General features: G+C 73.2%; 13 protein-coding genes. 7 read left to right on the top strand and 6 right to left on the bottom strand.

The window, feature by feature from the left end; genetic code table 11:
- Nucleotides 1-13: 13 nt before the first annotated feature.
- Entirely contained in the window at nt 14-424 is a 411-nt protein-coding gene (locus ACZ63F_RS27165; protein WP_469714432.1) for a hypothetical protein, read from the top strand.
- Nucleotides 425-536: 112 nt separating this feature from the next.
- Here ACZ63F_RS27165 and ACZ63F_RS27160 read toward each other — a convergent pair whose 3' ends face one another.
- Nucleotides 537-2,936, bottom strand: coding sequence for a SpoIIE family protein phosphatase (locus ACZ63F_RS27160; protein WP_469714430.1), 2,400 nt, complete (start codon nt 2,934-2,936; stop codon nt 537-539).
- A 115-nt stretch (nt 2,937-3,051) separates the two neighbouring features.
- On the bottom strand, nt 3,052-3,543 hold the full coding sequence (locus ACZ63F_RS27155) for a MarR family winged helix-turn-helix transcriptional regulator (RefSeq protein WP_469714428.1): 492 nt from the start codon (nt 3,541-3,543) through the stop codon (nt 3,052-3,054).
- Between the two features lie 149 nt (nt 3,544-3,692).
- Between ACZ63F_RS27155 and ACZ63F_RS27150 the strand changes: the two genes are divergently transcribed.
- Entirely contained in the window at nt 3,693-5,087 is a 1,395-nt protein-coding gene (locus ACZ63F_RS27150; protein ID WP_469714427.1) for a pyridoxal phosphate-dependent decarboxylase family protein, read from the top strand.
- Nucleotides 5,088-5,127: 40 nt separating this feature from the next.
- Here the strand turns inward: ACZ63F_RS27150 and ACZ63F_RS27145 are convergent, their stop codons facing one another.
- Nucleotides 5,128-7,245 carry a SpoIIE family protein phosphatase gene (locus tag ACZ63F_RS27145; RefSeq protein WP_469714425.1) on the bottom strand — a complete coding sequence of 706 codons (2,118 nt, stop codon included), beginning with the start codon at nt 7,243-7,245 and terminating at the stop codon, nt 5,128-5,130.
- Between the two features lie 186 nt (nt 7,246-7,431).
- Between ACZ63F_RS27145 and ACZ63F_RS27140 the strand changes: the two genes are divergently transcribed.
- The gene (locus tag ACZ63F_RS27140; RefSeq protein WP_469714422.1) at nt 7,432-8,376 is read left to right on the top strand and encodes an RNA polymerase sigma-70 factor; all 945 of its coding nucleotides are present in this window, start codon (nt 7,432-7,434) and stop codon (nt 8,374-8,376) included.
- A 117-nt stretch (nt 8,377-8,493) separates the two neighbouring features.
- The gene (locus ACZ63F_RS27135; RefSeq protein WP_469714420.1) at nt 8,494-9,714 is read left to right on the top strand and encodes an NAD(P)/FAD-dependent oxidoreductase; all 1,221 of its coding nucleotides are present in this window, start codon (nt 8,494-8,496) and stop codon (nt 9,712-9,714) included.
- Nucleotides 9,715-9,762: 48 nt separating this feature from the next.
- Here the strand turns inward: ACZ63F_RS27135 and ACZ63F_RS27130 are convergent, their stop codons facing one another.
- The 3 genes from ACZ63F_RS27130 to ACZ63F_RS27120 form a co-directional block, all read right to left on the bottom strand.
- On the bottom strand, nt 9,763-10,083 hold the full coding sequence (locus tag ACZ63F_RS27130) for an antibiotic biosynthesis monooxygenase family protein (protein WP_469714418.1): 321 nt from the start codon (nt 10,081-10,083) through the stop codon (nt 9,763-9,765).
- A gap of 275 nt (nt 10,084-10,358) precedes the next feature.
- Nucleotides 10,359-11,288: a DUF2625 domain-containing protein gene (locus ACZ63F_RS27125; protein WP_469714416.1), complete on the bottom strand. Its 930-nt coding sequence runs from the start codon at nt 11,286-11,288 to the stop codon at nt 10,359-10,361.
- A 94-nt stretch (nt 11,289-11,382) separates the two neighbouring features.
- Nucleotides 11,383-12,027, bottom strand: coding sequence for a GNAT family N-acetyltransferase (locus ACZ63F_RS27120; RefSeq protein WP_469714414.1), 645 nt, complete (start codon nt 12,025-12,027; stop codon nt 11,383-11,385).
- Between the two features lie 342 nt (nt 12,028-12,369).
- On the opposite strand from ACZ63F_RS27120, the gene fxsA reads away from it, so the two are divergent.
- The 3 genes from fxsA to fxsT all read left to right on the top strand — a co-directional run bounded on the left by fxsA (nt 12,370) and on the right by fxsT (nt 18,176).
- Nucleotides 12,370-12,555, top strand: coding sequence for an FxSxx-COOH cyclophane-containing RiPP peptide (fxsA, locus tag ACZ63F_RS27115; RefSeq protein ID WP_351956645.1), 186 nt, complete (start codon nt 12,370-12,372; stop codon nt 12,553-12,555).
- Nucleotides 12,556-12,796: 241 nt separating this feature from the next.
- A complete protein-coding gene (gene fsxC / locus ACZ63F_RS27110; RefSeq protein ID WP_469714411.1) occupies nt 12,797-14,170 on the top strand; it encodes an FxsC protein in 1,374 nt (457 codons plus the stop codon).
- Nucleotides 14,160-18,176, top strand: a complete 4,017-nt coding sequence (gene fxsT / locus ACZ63F_RS27105) for an FxSxx-COOH system tetratricopeptide repeat protein (protein ID WP_469714409.1) — start codon at nt 14,160-14,162, stop codon at nt 18,174-18,176. The genes fsxC and fxsT overlap by 11 nt, the downstream gene beginning before the upstream one ends.
- The last annotated feature ends 52 nt before the right edge of the window (nt 18,177-18,228 follow it).

Here is an 18,228-nt window from a genome sequence, read left to right as displayed (position 1 = left end):
GGACTCTGGGGGCATGGGACTTCACAGGCCCGTTCTGCGGGCGGCGGCGCCGGCACTCGTGCTGGCCGGGGTGTCGGTGGTGGCCTGGGCCGCCTGGCTGGGCTGGGACCAGCGCCAGGAGGTGCGGGCCGACGGGTCGGTCAGCGGGCCGTACGAGGCGTGGCAGGTCGCCGGGCTGGCCGCGACCCTGCTGGCGGCGGTGTGCTGCGCGGCCGCCCGGGGGCACAGTGCCGCTGCCGTGGCCGGTACGACCGTGGGGCTGACCCTCGCCGCCTACGTCGACTGGTCGGGCGAGGCCAGTGGGCTGTTCATGGTCGGGGTGGTGCTGGTCATGGCGGGGAGTTTCGTCGCCTCCGCCGTCGTCACGGCCGTCGTGTCCGCCCTGGCCGACACGCTGGGTCGCGACCGGCCGCTCACCCGGTAGGTCACGCGGCTCAGCGGGTGGGTCAGGCGGCCCACCCGGTGGGTCACGCGGCCCACTCGGTGGGTCACGCGGGCCGCCCGGTGGGTCACGCGGGTCGGGCTGGGCATGCGGCTCACGCCGGCAGGGGCTGTTCCGCCCAGATCGTCTTGCCGGTGGGGGTCTGGCGGCTGCCCCAGCGTTCCGAGATCTGGGCGACCAGGAGCAGGCCCCGGCCGCCCTCGTCGTAGACGCGGGCCCGGCGCAGGTGCGGGGCGGTGCTGCTGCCGTCGGAGACCTCGCAGATGAGGGAGGCGTCGCGGATCAGGCGGAGGGCGATCGGGCCGTCGCCGTAGCGGACCGCGTTCGTGACCAGTTCGCTGACGATCAGTTCGGTGGCGAAGACCGCGTCCGTCAGGCCCCAGGCCGCCAGCTGTTCACAGGCCATCTTGCGGGCCCTGGCGACGGCGGCCGGGTGCTGGGGGAGCTGCCAGGTGCGGACCTTCGCGGTGTCCAGGGCGGAGGTACGGGCGAGCAGGAGGACGATGTCGTCGGCCGGGCGGTCGGTCAGGACCGTGCGCAGGACGTGGTCGCAGATCTCCTCCAGGGGCGCGGCAGGGTCGGTGAGGGCCCCGCGGAGCAGGTCGAGACCCACGTCGATGTCGTGGTCGGCGGTCTCCACCAGGCCGTCGGTGTAGAGGGCGAGCAGGCTGCCCTCCGCGAGCTCCACCTCGGCGGACTCGAAGGGCAGCCCGCCCAGGCCGAGCGGCGGGCCTGCCGGGAGGTCGAGGAAGCGGACGTCGCCGCCGGGGGTGACCAGGGCCGGCGGCGGATGACCGGCGCGGGCCACGGTGCAGCGGCGGGTCACCGGGTCGTACACGGCGTACAGGCAGGTCGCGCCGACGTCGCCGGCCGACGCCGCCTCCGCCCGGCCGGGCACCTCCGGGCCCTCCTCGCGGTCGAGGCGGATGACCAGGTCGTCCAGCTGGGTGAGGAGTTCGTCGGGGGCGAGGTCGACGTCCGCCAGTGTCCGTACCGCCGTGCGCAGGCGGCCCATGGTGGCCGAGGCGCGGATGCCGTGGCCGACGACGTCGCCGACGACCAGGGCGACCCGGGCGCCGGAGAGCGGGATCACGTCGAACCAGTCGCCGCCGACGTCCGCACCGGCCCCGCTGGGCAGGTAGCGGTAGGCCACCTCCGTCGCCGCCAGGCCCGGCGGCCGGCCGGGCAGCAGGCTGCGCTGCAGGGCGAGCGCGGTGCGGCGCTCGCGGGTGTAGCGGCGGGCGTTGTCCACGCTCACCGCGGCCCTGGCGACGATCTCCTCCGCGAGCCGCTGGTCGTCCTCGGTGAACGACTCGGGCGTGCGGTGCCGCAGGAAGTGGACGAGGCCGAGGGTGACGCCGCGGGCCCGCAGCGGAACCATCAGCACCGAGTGGATCAGGTGCCGGGTGACGGACTCGGCGTGGGCCTGGGAGGCCCTGAGCCAGTCCTGCATGCCGGGGTCGCCGGGCCGGTGGCGGGTGCCGTGGCCGGTGAGCAGCGTCCGCATCGGGGGCGTGTCCATCGGGTAGCGGAACGCGTCGCCGGGGGCGAACGCCGCCTCCGGGCAGCCCGCCAGCACCGACCGCTGGGCCGCCCGGCGTACGGCGACCGGTTGGCCCGGTGTCAGGGGTTCCGGCTCGTCGCCGAGGGCGACGGACTCCAGCAGGTCGACGGTGACGAAGTCCGCGAACCCGGACACGGCCACCTCGGCCAGTTCCTCGACGGTGCGGGTCACGTCCAGGGTGGTGCCGACGCGCAGGCCGGCGTCGTTGAGGACGGCCAGGTGGCGGCGGGCCCAGTACTGCTCCGTGGTGTCGAAGACCACCGCGGACAGGCCCTGCACCGAGCCGGTCTCGTCCTTCAGCGGGGAGAAGTACATCGACCAGGAGTGCTCCCGGGTCTCGCCCGGCGCCTGGGCGTGCTCTTCGTGGAAGATCGTCCGCCCGGTGCTCAGGACCTGCCGCTGCAGGCGGTCGTACTCGTCGAAGGGGAAGCCGGGCTCGATCTCCGACAGGGTCAGGCCCCGCATCTCCGCCGCGGGCAGGCCCATGATCCGTGACATGGCGTCGTTGGCCGCGACGAGCCGGGCGTCACGGTCGTAGATCGCCACCGGAGTGGGCAGTTGGGCGAGCGTGAGGTCCCACAAGGCCGCCGCGCCGGGCTGGTCGCGTCCGGCGACGGTCGTCCGCGGGGCACCCGTCACCAGCCAGAGCGGCCTGTCGCCCGCGTCCGCGAGCGGGATGCCCTGGAGGTGTACGACGATCCGGTCACCGTTGCGGTGCACCAGCGCCACCTCGGTGGACCAGCGCTGCCCGTCGGCGAGGTGCCGGCGCGCGGAGACGGGCAGGTCGGCGGCGAGCAGCGTCAGTGCGGGACGGCCGACGACCTCGGCGGATTCGTATCCGAGGAGTCGCCGGGCCCCCGCACTCCACACCAGGACCGCGCCGCCGGCGTCGACGACGACCGCGAGGTCCTCCGGTACGCGACCCTGCATGGTGCCTCCGGCTGTCCGGGTACTGCTCCCAGGATCCCGCCGCCCCGAACCCCCTTCAACCGGCGGCTGGACCGGCTCGGCCGTATCGGTGTGCGGTGACGCCCGTGGGGAGCCCTCAGCCGGTGTCCTCGCGCAGGGCCCGGTCGATCGCGGCGAGCGCGCCGGTCAGCCGCGTGTAGTCGTCGGCCGACAGCGGCCCGACGAAGAACTCCTCCACGACCCGGGCGTGCACGGCGACCGCGCCCAGGAACGTCGTACGCCCCTCGGCGGTCGGCTCCACCAGGGCCACCCGACGGTCCCCAGGTGACGGCACGCGCCGGACCAGCCCGGCCTCCTCCATGCGGTCGATCAGGCGGGTGGTGCCGCTGCTGGTGAGGGTGAGGCCCTCGGCCAGCTGCCGCTGCGAGACCTCCTCGCCGGACCGGCGGCAGAGCAGGATCAGCACTTCCAGCATGGTGTGGCTGATCCCGCACTCCCGGCGCAGCGCGCTGTCGATGCGCTGCTCAAGGCGGGTGGCGGACGTGATCAGCAGCCCGAAGTCCCGGACGAGCGGGCTGTCGGCGGCGCGGGCGGCGGCTTCGGCGTCGTGCTGGGGCGTGGAGTTCATCGCGACCGACCTTACTGGGACCGCACTTACCGCTTCCGCAATCACTGATCAGTCTATTGCTGACTTGTTTATTACTGACTAGATGATTGCTGATTAGTCAACGAAATCGTACGGTGGGGGCACCGCGAGCGAGAGCGAGAGGAAGATCCGTGGATCTGCAGCACTGGCTCGGCCGAGCCACCGAAGCGGTACAGGAGTGGGCCGGCACCTTCGGCCCCTACCGCTCCCACCCGTCCCTCGACGTCGCCGACGACCGCTTCGCGCCGGTGTTCGCGGAGTTCACGGACCGGCTGAAGGACAACTACCCCTTCTTCCACCCGCACTACGCCGGCCAGATGCTCAAGCCCCCGCACCCCGCGGCGGTGGTCGGGCACCTCACCGCGATGCTGATCAACCCCAACAACCACGCCCTGGACGGCGGCCCCGCCACCGCGGCGATGGAACGCGAGGCGGTCGCACAGCTCGCCGCGATGTTCGGCTACGACACCCACCTCGGCCACCTCACCACCAGCGGCACCATCGCCAACCTCGAAGCCCTCTTCGTCGCCCGTGAACTCCACCCCGGCCGGGGCGTCGCGCACAGCGCCGACGCCCACTACACCCACGGCCGCATGTGCCACGTGCTGGACATGACGAGCCACCCCGTCCGCACCGACGACCGGGGCCGGATGGACCTCGACGCGCTGGCGGAGGTGCTGGAGACCGGTGACGTCGGGACCGTCGTCGTCACCGCCGGCACCACCGGGCTCGGCGCCGTGGACCCCGTCCACGAGATCCTGCCGCTGGCCGAGCGGCACGGCGTCCGCGTCCACGTCGACGCGGCCTACGGCGGCTTCTTCACGCTGCTCGCCGGCGCCGGCGGCCCCGAGGGGCTGCCGCCCGAGCCCTGGCTGGCCCTCGTCGGGGCCGACTCGATCGTCGTCGACCCGCACAAGCACGGACTCCAGCCCTACGGCTGCGGCGCCGTCCTCTTCCGCGACCCCGAGGTCGGCCGCTTCTACCTGCACGACTCGCCGTACACCTACTTCACCTCCGGCGAGCTCCACCTGGGCGAGATCAGCCTGGAGTGCTCCCGCGCCGGTGCCGCGGCGGCGGCCCTGTGGCTCACCTTCCGGCTGCTGCCGCCCACGCCCGACGGCCTCGGCCAGGTGCTGGCGGCCGGGCGCCGGGCCGCCCTGCGCTGGTCGGACCTCATCGAGGCGTCCGACGCCCTGGAGCTCTACCAGCGCCCGCAGCTGGACATCGTCACCTACTTCCCGGCCACCGACCCGGCCGCCCTCACCGCGATCGACGCCGCCTCCGCCCGCGTCCTGGCCGACGGCATGGCCGCCCCCGACCCGGTCTTCCTCAGCACCCTCAAGGCCGACCGCGTCGCCTTCGGCGCCCGCCACCCCAAGATCACGGCGGACGCGGACGGCGCCCGGATCCTGCGCAGCGTCCTGATGAAGCCGGAGTCCGAGGACCACGTCGAGGCCCTGCACGAGCGGGTGGAGCGGCTGGCGGTACGTGGGGCAGGTGCGCGCTCCCGCCGCGTTGTGCGGTGAGTATCCCCCGCGCCCCGAGCCGCCTGTCAGGGGGCCAGGTTCACGCGTGCGGGTGCCCGGTCCGCAGCAACAGCACGGCGAGGTCGTCGGTGTGGCCGCCGGCCGGCCAGGCCCGCTGGACGAGGTCGTCGACGAGGCGCTCCAGGTCGCCGACGTCGGCGCGGGCGAGGTGCTCGGCGAGGCCCGCGGTCGCGTGGCCGGGGTCGGTGCCGGGGCGTTCGACGAGACCGTCGGTGTAGAGGGCGAGGACGGAGCCCGCCGGGAGCGGGCCTCGGGTGAGGGGGTAGCGGGCGCAGGCGTCGACGCCCAGCGGCGGCCCGGGATCGAGGGAGAGGGGGTGCGCCCGGCCGGCCGCCGGACGCAGCAGCGGCGGCACATGGCCGGCGCCGGCCAGGGTCAGCTCCTGCCGGTCCAGGTCGAGATGGAGGTAGAGGCAGGTCACCAGGAGGTCGGGGGTCAGGTCGGCGAGCAGCCGGTTGGTACGGGCGATGACCTGGTCCGGGGCGGCGCCGGCGGTGGCGTGCGCGTGGATGGCCGTACGGACCTGGCCCATCAGGGCGGCCGCGGCCATGCTGTGGCCCTCCACGTCGCCGATGACGGCGGCCGCGCAGGTGTCGTCCAGGCGCAGCAGGTCGTAGAAGTCGCCGCCGACGTCGATGCCGTGCCCGGCCGGCAGGTAGCGGGCGGCGACCGTGAGACCGGGCACGGTGGGCAGGCTGCGCGGCAGGAGCGCCTGCTGGAGCTGGTGGACGAGGTGGTGCTGGGTGTCGTAGAGGCGGGCCCGGTCCAGGGCCTGGGCGAGCAGGCCGGACAGCGGGGTGAGGACGGCGCGTTCGTCGGCGGTGAAGACGTGCGGGTGTTCGTAGGAGAGGATGCAGGATCCGACCGGGCGTCCGGAGATGATCAGGGGCAGGTAGGCCCACGCCTGTTTCCCGCTGATCTGCGGTACCCGGGGGTAGTTGCCGTTCAGCTCGGCCGGGCTGGCGAAGAAGGCGGGGACGCCGCTCGCCAGGACCTGCCCGGACGGGGTGACACCGGTGTCGAGGGGGAGGGCGTCGAGGCGCTCGACGGCCTCGGCGGAGTAGCCGTGCTGTCCGGCGATCCGCAGGCGGCCCGCCTCGGAGATGCTGAGCAGGAACCCCTGGGCGCCGAACGCCGGCAGGATCTGGTCCGCGATCAGCGCGACGAGGTCCCGGGTGGTCACCGTCTCGGTGAGTGCGGCCGCCAGGTGGACCAGCTGGTAGAGGCGGCCGGGCGTGGTCGGGGCAGGCTCCGCGCGCCCGCTTCCGGCGTCCGTCGCCGCCTCCTCCCCGGCGGTGATGCGCACGCTGATGCCGCTGGCGTCCGGGTGGAGGTGGAAGGTCAGCCACTGGTCCGGCGGGCGGAGCGCGCTGAAGGACACCGGCGCCCGGCTGATGACCGCCAGCCGGTACCGCTCCTCGTACCGCAGGTCGTCCAGCCACGGCAGGGACTGCCAGGGCCGGGTGCCCAGGAGCCGGTCGGCGTCCCGGCCGAGCAGCCGCGCGGCCGGGGCGGACATGAACGTGATCCGGCCCTCCAGGTCCAGGGCCACGGCACCCTCCGGGATCCGGTCGAGGAAGTCGGCGGCGGCCGTCGCGGTCTGGGCCGGATGACGCTGCGCGTCCACGGCCACGGCACGCGGCCGGTCGGGGAGGGCGGGCGGCACCGGCGAGTCGTCCAGGAGCCGGGCCAGACCGCGGGCGCTGGCCGTGATGTGGTGCCGTTCGCGGGCGGTGGCACGGGGCGGGTGGTCGGCGGGCCACATCAGCACGATCCCGCCCCACCTGCGGCGCATCCCGCGCAGCGGGGCCGCGGCGAGCGCGAAGGGGTACGGCAGGACGGTCGCGGCCCGCGGGTAGCGGCGGGCCATCTCGTCCTGGGAGCCGACCCAGACCAGGTGGTCCTCCTCGATCGCGTCGGCCACCGGGACGGGCGCGGTCAGCGGCAGCCGCTGCCAGGGCACGCTGAAGTCGACGGGCAGCCCGCACACCGCCACCAGGCGCAGCAGCGCGGCCGGCTCCTCGATGAGGTACACGCCGCCGATCGCCGCCCCGGTCCGGCGCACCACGTCGGCCAGCGCCACGCCCAGGGCATCGTCGACCGAAAGGTCACCCCGGGGCCGGACACGGAGCCGCATGCGTTCGCCTCCGGTCGTTGCGGTGAGCGGCGTACGCCGCACGGAACCTCTCCCGGGCCCGCTACAGCGGCGTATACCACGCATAGACGACAATATGCGCATACCTCCCCACGCCAACGGCGATCGGGTCGCCGCCGGCCGACGGCACATCGCGGCACTTCCGGCCGAGCGCCTAGGATCCGCAGCATGGCAGCGACCGTTACCGACGTGGACCGGTTCGAGGCGGCCCGGCCGCGCCTCGCGGCCATCGCCTACCGCCTCCTCGGCTCCGCGAGCGAGGCCGAGGACGCGGTGCAGGACACCTACCTGCGCTGGCAGGCCGCCGACACCGCCCGCATCGAGGTCCCCGAGGCCTGGCTGACCAAGGTGCTCACCAACCTGTGCCTCAACCAGCTCACCTCGGCCCGCGCCCGGCGCGAGACCTACGTGGGCCAGTGGCTCCCCGAGCCGCTGCTCGCCGGCGACCCGATGCTCGGCCCCGCCGACACCGCGGAACGGCGGGAGTCGGTGTCGTACGCGGTCCTGGTCCTGCTGGAGCGCCTCAGCCCGGCCGAGCGCGCCGTGTACGTGCTGCGCGAGGCGTTCGACTACCCGCACCGGGAGATCGCCCGGATCCTCGACCTCACCGAGGCCGCCAGCCAGCAGATCCTGCACCGGGCCAGGAAGCACGTCGCGCAGGGCAGGGCCCGCACCGAGGTCGACGAGGCGGCGGCCCGGCGGATCATCGAGGAGTTCCTCGCGGCGGCGGCCAGCGGCCGGACCGAGCCGCTCGTCCGGCTGCTCACCGAGGACGCCGTCGCGGTCGGTGACGGCGGCGGGAAGGTCCCGGCTGCGGCCAGGGCGTTCGAGGGTGCCCTCGCGGTCGCGAAGTTCATGCGGGGCCTGTTCAAACAGGGGCCGGCCCAGCGGGCGCTGGTCGGCGGCTCCGTCGAGCTGTACGCCACGACCGCCAACGGCGACCCCGCGCTGGTGGCGATCCTGGACGGCCGGGTCTTCGGCGTGATGTGCCTGGAGATCACCACCGAGGGCATCGCCGCGTTCCGCAACCAGGTCAACCCCGACAAGCTCGAGCGCGCGACCAGGCAGTGGGCGGCGACGGCCCACGGCGAACCCCTCGCCCGACTCTTCTGAGCCCTTCCGAGAACTCCCGGGCGATGTGAGCCGCTTCACACCGCCCTCCTGTCAGGAAACGGCGGGCCGCCCGGTTCAGGGGGCGACCCGCTGAACCTGGATGACAGGAGTACGGACATGCAGCACCGCATCGTCGTCCTCGGCGCCGGATACGCCGGAGCCGTCGCCGCCGGCCGCCTCGCCCGCCGGCTGCGCCGCGAGGACGTCGCGATCACCCTCGTCAACGCCGAACCCGACTTCGTCGAGCGCGTCCGGATGCACCAGCTCGCGACCGGCCAGGAGCTGCGGCCCCGGCCCTTCGCCGAGATGTTCGCCGGGACCGGCGTGCGGCTGCGGCTCGCGAGGGTCACGGCCGTGGACGTCGACCGCAGGACGGTCACGGCACTCCCCACCGCCGGGGAAACCCGCGAGCCGGAGGAACTGGAGTACGACACCCTCGTGTACGCCCTCGGCAGCACCTGGAACGACCAGGGCGTCCCCGGCGCCGCCGAGCACGCCGACGAGATCGCGAGCCGCCCCGGAGCGCTCCGGCTGCGCCGGCGCCTCGCCGCGCTCCCGGCCGGACAGCCGGTGCTCGTGGTCGGCGGCGGACTGACCGGTCTGGAGGCCGTGACCGAGATCGCCGAGGCCCGCCCGGACCTCGACGTCGCGCTCGCCGCCCGCGGCGCCCTCGGCGACTGGCTCTCGCCGAAGGGCCGCCGCCACCTGCGGAAGGTCGTCGACGGGCTCGGCATCACCGTGCACGAGCACACCGACGTCACCGCCGTGGCACCCGGCCACGTGACCACGGCCGACGGCGGGTCGGTCCCGGCCGCGGTCACCCTGTGGACCACCGGCTTCGCCGTCCACCCGATCCCACGGGCCACCGCCCTGGAGGTCACCGGCGCCGGCCGGATCGTCGTCGACCGGACCATGCGCTCGGTCTCGCACCCGGACGTGTACGCCGTCGGCGACGCGGCCCAGGCGACGGGCCCCGCCGGCAACCCGCTGCGCATGTCCTGCGCCTCGGGCCTGCCGATGGCCTGGCAGGCCGCCGACGCCATCGCGGCCCGCCTGACCGGCGGAAAGCTCCCCGACATGCCGCTGCGCTACTTCAACCAGTGCGTCTCGCTGGGCCGCAGGCAGGGTCTGGTCCAGTTCGTCACCGCCGACGACCGCGCCGTACAGGCGGCTCTGACGGGCCGCGCCGCCGCCCGCTACAAGGAACTCGTCTGCAAGGGCGCTGCCTGGGCCGTGTCCCACCCGATGCTCGGCCTCCCGTCCCGCCGCCGCCCCCTCGCAGCGGCCCCGGCCCGTGCGGCCGCGCCCCTCCCGGCCACCCCCGGGAAGGCCGCCTGACCCACTCACCGCGCCGGTGCCCACGGGGGGCACCGGCCACCGGCTTCGTCAGCCCTTCGGCCCCGCGGACTGCACCACCTCGAACGACCACAGCGTCGCCCCGGAAGCCGCCGGCTTGGGCCGCTCACCTTCCGCACCCCCCTGGTGCGCGGCCTTCATCGGCCCCTCCATCCACGCCTGAAAGGACTCCTCGTCCCTCCACCGCGTGTACACCAGATACTGCTCGGTCCCCTCGACCGGCCGCAGCAGCTCGAACCACTCGAACCCGTCCGAGCCCTCCACGGCATGCGCCCGCGAAGCGAACCGCTTCTCCAGCGTCTCCCGCTGCTCGTCCGGCACGGTCAGTACGTTGATCTTGACTACGCTCATGGAGCCATCCTGGCGCACAAGTGATCAGGAGAGCGTGAGCGACCAGGAGCCGTGTCCGGGCGTATCCGGCGGCCGGTGACGGTGTTTCCGTGGTGCAAGTACGGCGACGGGGCAGGGTCGTCGAAGGCCCTGGTCCTTCAGCCAGAGCCCGACCGTTCCGAGGGGTCGCCCGACGTCGATCCGCAGGATGACAAATGGACATCCACCGTCAGTAGAGGCTCGCGGGACATGGCCTCCGGCCGACGACAGTTCGTGCAAGGGGTCAGCCCTCTGACCTATACCGCACCAAGGAATCCCGGATCGGCCGGGCCCATCTGCTGGGCGAAATCAGCAGCTACGCCGAGGACCTCACGCATCGGCACGGCACGGCGACTGGTGGCGGCAAGGTCCGCTTGAGCCTCCTGCGACCACAGGAACGGAATCACCGAGATGCCCTGCGAGAAGGCCAAGGAGGCCGCCTCCTGACGCCAGCCCGGCCAGCGGAGCCCTTCATAGAACTTCTCCAGCCGCCCGGACAGCATCCAGGACACCCACATCGAGTGACCCATTTCCATCGCTTCCCACTCCAACGTGTCGGGGGCGAAGTAGGTCATCTGTCCTGGGACACCGGGCCGACCCGCCGCTTCCGGGTCGTGGCCGTTCAGCGCGAACACTCCGCCCAGCACGTCGTGGCCGACGACCAAGCCCTTCGCCGGATGCCAGGCAGGATCGAAATCGGAGGGGAACGCATTGACCTGGGCAAGGCTTGGCAGGCTGCCGTCGCCTTCGCCCGACCCTCCGCCGAACACACGCACCCATCCGTCGTCGAGGACCAGGCCGCCGCTGTTCAACGCGACGGCGCCGAGCGCTGATCGTGCCGTGACGTGCATCTGCAGCAGGCTCCGACGGCTCTCGCCTCGGTCAACGGGCAGCACCCTCACCGGAACAGCGCTGGTCGCGAACAGCTCCTGCAGCTCGGGCCAGGCCGGATCGTCCACGTTGATCAGCTCGTCAGTTCCACGCACCCGATGATGATCCCAGTGCTGCCCGGCGTCTCCGACGCCCGGTCCAAGGGCCAGGTTCCTGTGGACGGAGGGGACCCAGTGGATGCAGTGGGCGAGGTCGCCGGCCTGCGGGAGAGCCTGCGGCACACCGCCGACACGAATCAGCAGGCCGAACGCCTGCGCGCCCAAACCGACCGAGGGGAGGAGGGGGCCGCCGCTCACGGTCGAGCGTTCACGCCTCCGCGATGATCCGGGCCTTCAGGCGGCGATAGTCGGCAACCGCGTCCGGCACGTGAGCGAAGGTGAGGCAGAGCAGTCAGCCGATGCCCAGGACGGGCAGGCATTCCCTGACGCCGGTCAGCTCGATGTCGTCCCGGCGGATGCGTTGCCACGCGTCCCGGGTGAGCCGCCACCGCTGGATCCGCGCGGGTTTCCCGCGGCGGGTGTCCCAGTCCGTGCCGTTGGCTTCGTAGCCCAGGGCACGGGAGACGCGGTTGGACGCCTCGTTGTCGACGAACGCGTCGCTGCCGGCCTCGCGTGCGCCCAGTCCGGCGAAGGCCAGGTGCAGGACAGCCGCCCGCATCTCCCTGCCGAGTCCCTGTCCGCGGCTGCCGGGGGCCAGCCACGAGAAGCTGGACACCGTGCCGAACCGCGTGAAGTCGCCGGCGACGAGGTCCTGCATGCCGACCGGTTCGCCGTCGACCAGGACGGCGAAGTACAGCCGCCAGGAGTCCGGACTGACGCGGGCGCGGCCGGTCCAGACGGCGCGCAGCCATCGCCATTCCCGCTCGGGGCTGTCGGCGTAGAACGAGCTCGGGTCGTCGAACGGCCACGGCTCGGCGTCGGCGACCCCGGCCCGCACGAGCGGCACGAGGCGTTCCAGCAGTTCGTCGGAGGCGCCGGCCAGCGTCAGACGTGGCGTGCGGACCTCGACGTTCAGTGGTGGATAGGTGTGGGCCACGCCCGGACGGTAGCCACCCTGCCCGGCCACCGCATCCGGTTTTCCCGGCGCCCCGGCCAAGACCGTCCCATACGGGTCATGGGGCCCGGCACCCTCGAACCCCGGACCGGCCATCGCGTCCGTCCGGGCACTGACGTTCGATCAGTAAGGGCCGTGAGGCAGGTCCGGGGAGTACGCCGCCGCACCTGCCGCGGCCGTGGTCCCGGCGCGTGCCCGCGGCGTGCACCGGCTCGCGCGTCAGGGTGCCGCGGTGCTTGATATCAGGCGGTCCCGGACCTGTAGGGTGAGCGAACTATGTGTGCCCGAGCACCTACAGGGCACGCCCGTGTGCGAAGGATGTCGATGGACGCTGGCGCTCGGATCGACTCGTGTCTGCTCGACGTCGCGGACCTGAGTACGGAAGCGTTGGAGGGGCTGCTCGGGGAGCTGCCCGACAACGCGCTGGGCGCGGCGTTGCGACGCATGGTCGACGAGGCCGTCAACCCGGTCGGTGTGCCGTACGCCGCCTTCGACTCCGCGATGGGCTGAGCGCCTCCCCCGCAGCCCCCCGGCAGCCCCCTCGCGCAGCACCCCCCGGGTCCCCCTCGTACCCTCACCACGCGGCCTTCCTCCGCGCCGTTCTCCTGCCAATCGCCGCCCCCTCACGCATACTTGACAGGTGATCAGAGGCCGGCAGCTTGAGGTCTCACCCCTCGGGGTATGACCCGGACATGCTCTGGCATTCAGGTGGCACGCTGTCAGGTCGGCCGGAGAGCACTCGGGGGGCGCCTTGGTTCAGGAGCCGTATTTCTTCCTCAGCTATGCGCGGAAGGACAATCCTGACGAATTCGTGAAGCGGTTCTACGACGATCTGGTGCTGGAACTCCGTCGGATCGGCGCCGATCCCGCGGCCCAGCCACCGTTCCGGGACGTCGAGGGGCTGGGCCTGGGCGACGACTGGGCGCGGGTGCTCGGTGCCGCGGTCGGGCACTGCCGCGCCTTCGTCGCGCTGTACTCCCCGGCCTACCTGAACAGCGAGTACTGCGGCAAGGAGTGGACCGCCTTCCGGGACAGGCTGCGCGAGTACCGCCGGGAGACCGAGATCGACGTGCCCGCACTGGTCCCGGTCCTCTGGGCGCCCATGGAGGGGGACCTGCCGGACGAGATCGCCCGCTTCCAGTACCACGAGGCCGACATGGGCCAGGAGTACGTCACGCAGGGACTGCTGCAGATCCTGCGCACCGAACCGATGGGCCTGGCCTACCGCAGGGTCGTCCAGAAGGTCGCCGCGCGGGTGCGGATGGCCGCGGACCGCTTCCGGCTGCCCTTCACGTCCGATCTCGACCTCGGCGAGGTCCGCGGCCTCTTCCCCGCGGGCGGGCACCGGCGGGCCGCCGCACCGGGCGCCGGGCACGTGGAGATCTTCCTGGCCGCCGGCGTCGCGGACGCGCTGCCCGAAGGGCGGCACCGGTCGGAGTACTACGGGCGCTCGCCGCGGGAATGGACGCCGTACCACCCGCCCAAGGACCCCACGCTCGCCCGCCGGGCCCAGCGGGTGATCATGGAGTCGGGTCCCTACACCAGCAGCGTCGAGGTCGTCGACGCCGCGCTGAGCAGCCGCCTCGACGAGTCGATGGCCAACAACCAGACGAGCATCCTGCTGGTCGATCCGTGGGCCGCGCGCACCCCGGCCTACCGGGACGTGCTCGCGGACTACGACGGCCAGAACCGCCCGGCCACCGGCGTTCTCGTGCCCTGTCATGACTCCGACGACGAGTCGGGCGGCGAGTCGATATGGGAGGACCTCAGCCACGTGTTCTGGCGCAACTGGCGCCGGCAGAACGACCCGCACGACCCCCTGTTCCGGGTGCGGGTGGGCGGGGACGAGTTCGACGAACGGCTCTCCGTGATGCTGGTGGTGGCCCAGAACCGGCTGATGGAGATGGAGAGCACCACTCCCTTCCGGGTTCCCACGGGTCCGACCCCGCCCCCGTTGACGGGGCTCACCATCCCGGGTCCGTCCGTCTCCGCCGTACCTGCCGACATGCCGCCGCGGTTCCCGTTCCTCGGTGGTGCCCCGACGCCCCGCCCGGTCGCTGCCCCGCCTCCACCGCAGCCGCCCGGCGGACGATCCGTTCCGAAGGACCCAGACGATGACCACTAGCACCGGCGGACCGGGCAAGATCGTCACGTTCTACTCGTACAAGGGCGGCACCGGGCGCACCATGGCGCTCGCCAACGTCGGCTGGATCCTCGCCAGCGGCGGCCACCGGGTGCTGCTGGTCGACTGGGACCTGGAGGCCCCCGGCCTGCACCGCTACCTGCACCCCCTGCTGGTCGACCCCGAACTGCGCTCCTCCGACGGCCTGATCAACATGGTGCAGGCCTACGTGCGCACGGTGCTGAGCCCCGAGCCGCCCGCGGTCCGCGAGACCGTCGGCGGCCCCGGCCCGCGCCCGTCCGCGACCGCCGGCGCCGGCCACGACGGCTGGCTCCGGGAGGCCGCGGACCTGACCCCGTACACCGTCGGGCTGCTGCTGGAGCTGCCCTCCGGCGGCCGGCTCGACTTCCTGCCCGCCGGACGTCAGACGGCCGCCTACTCCGCCGCCGTGACCAGCTTCAACTGGCACAGTTTCTACGACCGGCACGGCGGCGGGTACTTCCTCCAGGCCCTGCGCGAGGAGATGATCGCCGCCTACGACTACGTGCTGATCGACAGCCGGACGGGCGTGAGTGACACCTCCGGCATCTGCACCATCGTCCTGCCCGACGTCCTCGTCGACTGCTTCACGATGAGCGCCCAGAGCATCCGCGGCGGTGTGGACGCGGCGGCCGCCGTGCGCCGCTCCGCACCCCGTGACATCAAGGTGCTGCCGGTCCCCATGCGGGTCGAGGAGGCCGAGACCGAACGGCTTGAGGCCGGCCGGGACTTCTCCCGCGCCGAGTTCGAACCCTTCCTGAGCTGGCTCCCGGAAGAGGACCACAGCCGCTACTGGGGCGAGATAGAGATCCCGTACAAGGCGTTCTACGCGTACGAGGAGATCCCCGCCACGATCGCCGACCGGCCGCGCCAGGAGCGCTCGCTGCTCACCGCGTTCGAGCGGCTCACCGAATGGATCTCGGAGGGCCGGGTACGCCGGCTCGCCCCGCTGCCCGCGGACCGGCGGGCCGAACTGCGCGCCGCCTATCTGCGGGCTCCGCGTGTCCTGCCCACCCAGATCTACATCAGCTACGCGCCGCTCGGCCGGGTCTGGGCCGAGTGGACGGCGGAGGCCCTGGAGGCGGTCGGCTACCAGGTCTCGCTGCACAGCACGGTCGCCCAGGGCGGCAGCGTCCTGCCCGAGGTGGCCGGCACCCTGAACGGCCAGGGCCGGGTGCTCGCCCTGCTGTCACCCGAGTACGCGACCCAGTCGCGGGCCGCCGCGATCCGCCTCCAGCTGGCCGGGCACGAGACGCTCGGCGGCCCCGGCCTGGTCGCCGTCCGCATCCAGGACCTCGACCCGGCGGCCGCGGGCCCGTACCTCGACAGCACGGCCGCCGACCTCAGCCGGTGCGGTCCGGCCGAGGCCGTCGACCAGCTCCTCGCGGTCCTCGGACCGCCCGCAGGCCGGCGGCTCCCGGACGGCTCCGCGGCGGCATCGGCCGCGGCGCTGCCCGGCTTCCCCGGCTCGATCCCGGCGGCCCAGCGCCTGCCGTCCCGCAACCTCTCCTTCACCGGCCGCGGCCCGCTGCTGGAACGGCTCCGCGACCACTTCACCGCCGGGCCCACCGCCACCGTGCCCAGCCAGGCGCTGTACGGGCTCGGCGGCATGGGAAAGACGCAGACCGCGCTCGAGTACGCGCACCGGCACAAGTCCTCCTACGACGTGGTGTGGTGGATGAACGCCGCCCAGCCCGGCCTGATCCGCTCCGCCCTCGCCGACCTCGCCCCCTACCTGGACCTGGAGGAGGGCGAGGACGTGGGCAGCACCGCGGAGGCCGTCCTGCGCGTCCTCGGACAGGGACGGCCGTACGACCGGTGGCTGCTGGTCTACGACAACGCCGGCAGCCCCAAGGAACTCGACGGCCTCCTGCCCTCAGGACCGCCCGGCGGGCACGTGCTGATCACCTCCCGGGACCGGGCCTGGGTCAACAGCGCGGGCCGGGCCGAGGTGGAGGTCTTCACCCGGGCGGAGAGCATCGAACTGCTGCACAGGTTCAGCCCGTTGCTCTCCACCGAGGACGCCGAGCAGATCGCCCGCGAACTCGGCGACCTGCCCCTCGCGGTGGGGCAGACCGCGACCTGGCTGAGCGAGAGCAACATGCCGGTCGACCGCTATCTCGCCCAGCTGCGGGACCGCCCCGCCGACATCCTCGACCACACCCAGCTGCCGCCCCGGGAGTACCCCAACTCCGCCGCCAGGACCTGGCAGATCGCGGTGGAGGACCTGCGCAGGCGCGACCGGGCGGCCGCCGAGATGCTGGAGATCTGCTCCTTCTTCGGCCCCGACCCCATCCCCATGCGGCTGCTCTACGGCCGGGCGGTCACCCGGGCGCTGACCTCGGACGCGGACGAACCCCGCGACGAGATGGCCGTCGCGCAGCTGCTGCGCCTGCTCAACCGGTACGGGCTGGCCCGCAGCGACCAGGGCAGCGAGACCCTGAGCGTGCACCGGCTGGTCCAGGCCGTCATCCGGGACGGCGTCGGCGAACGGCGCTGGGCGGAGCTGCGCAGGGTGGTGCACACGGCACTCGCGGACGCCAACCCGGGCAACCCGGAGGCCACCGCCGACTGGGACGAGTACGACGAGCTCCTGCCCCACCTGGAGCCCTCCCGCGCGTCCGCCGACACCAACCCCGAGGTCCGCAAGCTGATCATCGACTCGGTGCGCTACCTGTGGAAGCGCAGCCTGTACAGCACCGCCCACGACCTCGCCGTACGCACCCTGGAGCGCTGGGGGCGGCCGGACTTCCCCGGCGGCCCCGACGACACGCACACCCTGCTGCTCCGTACCCAGCTGGGCAACGTGCTCCGCTCGCAGGGGCGGCTGGTGGAGGCGTACGAACTCGACGCCGACGTCCTGGAACGGCTCACCCGCACCAGGGGCGCCGAGTACCCGGCCACCCTCGCCGCGGCCGGCAACGTCGGCGCCGACCTGCGGGCCCTCGGCCGCTACCAGGAGGCTCGCGAGCTGGACCGCACCACCTACGAGGCGGCGTACGCCGAATTCGGCGAGGACCACCAGCGCACCCTGATGTACGCGAACAACCTGGGCATGTCCGAGTACCTGGCGGGCGACCGCCGGGCCGCCCTGGAACTGCACCGCAGCGCCTACGAACGGCAGCGGCAGAACCAGGGCAGCATGAAGCCGCGCACCCTGAACCTGGCCAACAACTACGCGCGCGACCTGCGCGAGACCGGCGAGCTCCAGCAGTCGCTCAGCCTGCTGGAGACGACCACCCGCCTCTACCAGCAGTTGCTCGGCGACGGACACAGCGACACCCTGCGGGCGCGCAAGAACCTGGCCGTGGCACTGTGCCGGGACGGCAGGTACGCCGAGGCCCGCGACATCGACCAGGACATCTACAACCGCTACCTGCAGGCGCACGGCCCCGACCACTACGACACCCTCGCCGTCGCCTGCAGCCTGGCCGGCGACCTCGCGGCGCTCGGCGACACCGCCCAGGCGCTGGAGTTCACCGAACGGGCCCTCGGCCGCTACAAGGACTACCTCGGCGACGAGCACCCGGTCACCCTGGCCTGCGCCAACAACATGGCGGTGTACCTGCGGCTGCAGGGCCGCCTGGAGGAGGCACTCGCGCTCTCGGAACGCACCGCGGCACACCTGAGCGCCGTCCTCGGGGAGAACCACCCGCACACCTACTGCTGCCTGCTCAACCACGCCAACGACCTGGTGGCCGCCGGCCGCATCGAGGAGGCCGCCGGCATCGAGGCCAGGGCGCGGGAGGGGCTGCTGGCCGCGTTCGGGCCCGACCACTACGACGCCATCGGCAGCGGCTCCAACCTCTCGCTGACCCTGCGCGAGCTGGGCCGCGCGGCGGAGGCGGACGCCCTGCGCGAGGACGCCCTGGCGCGCGCCAGGCACACCCTGGGAGAGCAGCACCCGACGACGCTGGCGATCGCACGCGGGGTCCGGCTGGACTCCGACATCGAGCCGCCGACCACGTGAGCGGCGAGCCGCCGACCACGTGAGCGGAGCGCGGTCCCGGCGACCTGACGGG

It is taken from the genome of Streptomyces sp. NPDC104761 (assembly GCF_055583445.1).
Note: the sequence above shows the minus strand (reverse complement) of the source record. Positions and strands in the feature narration are given on the sequence as shown.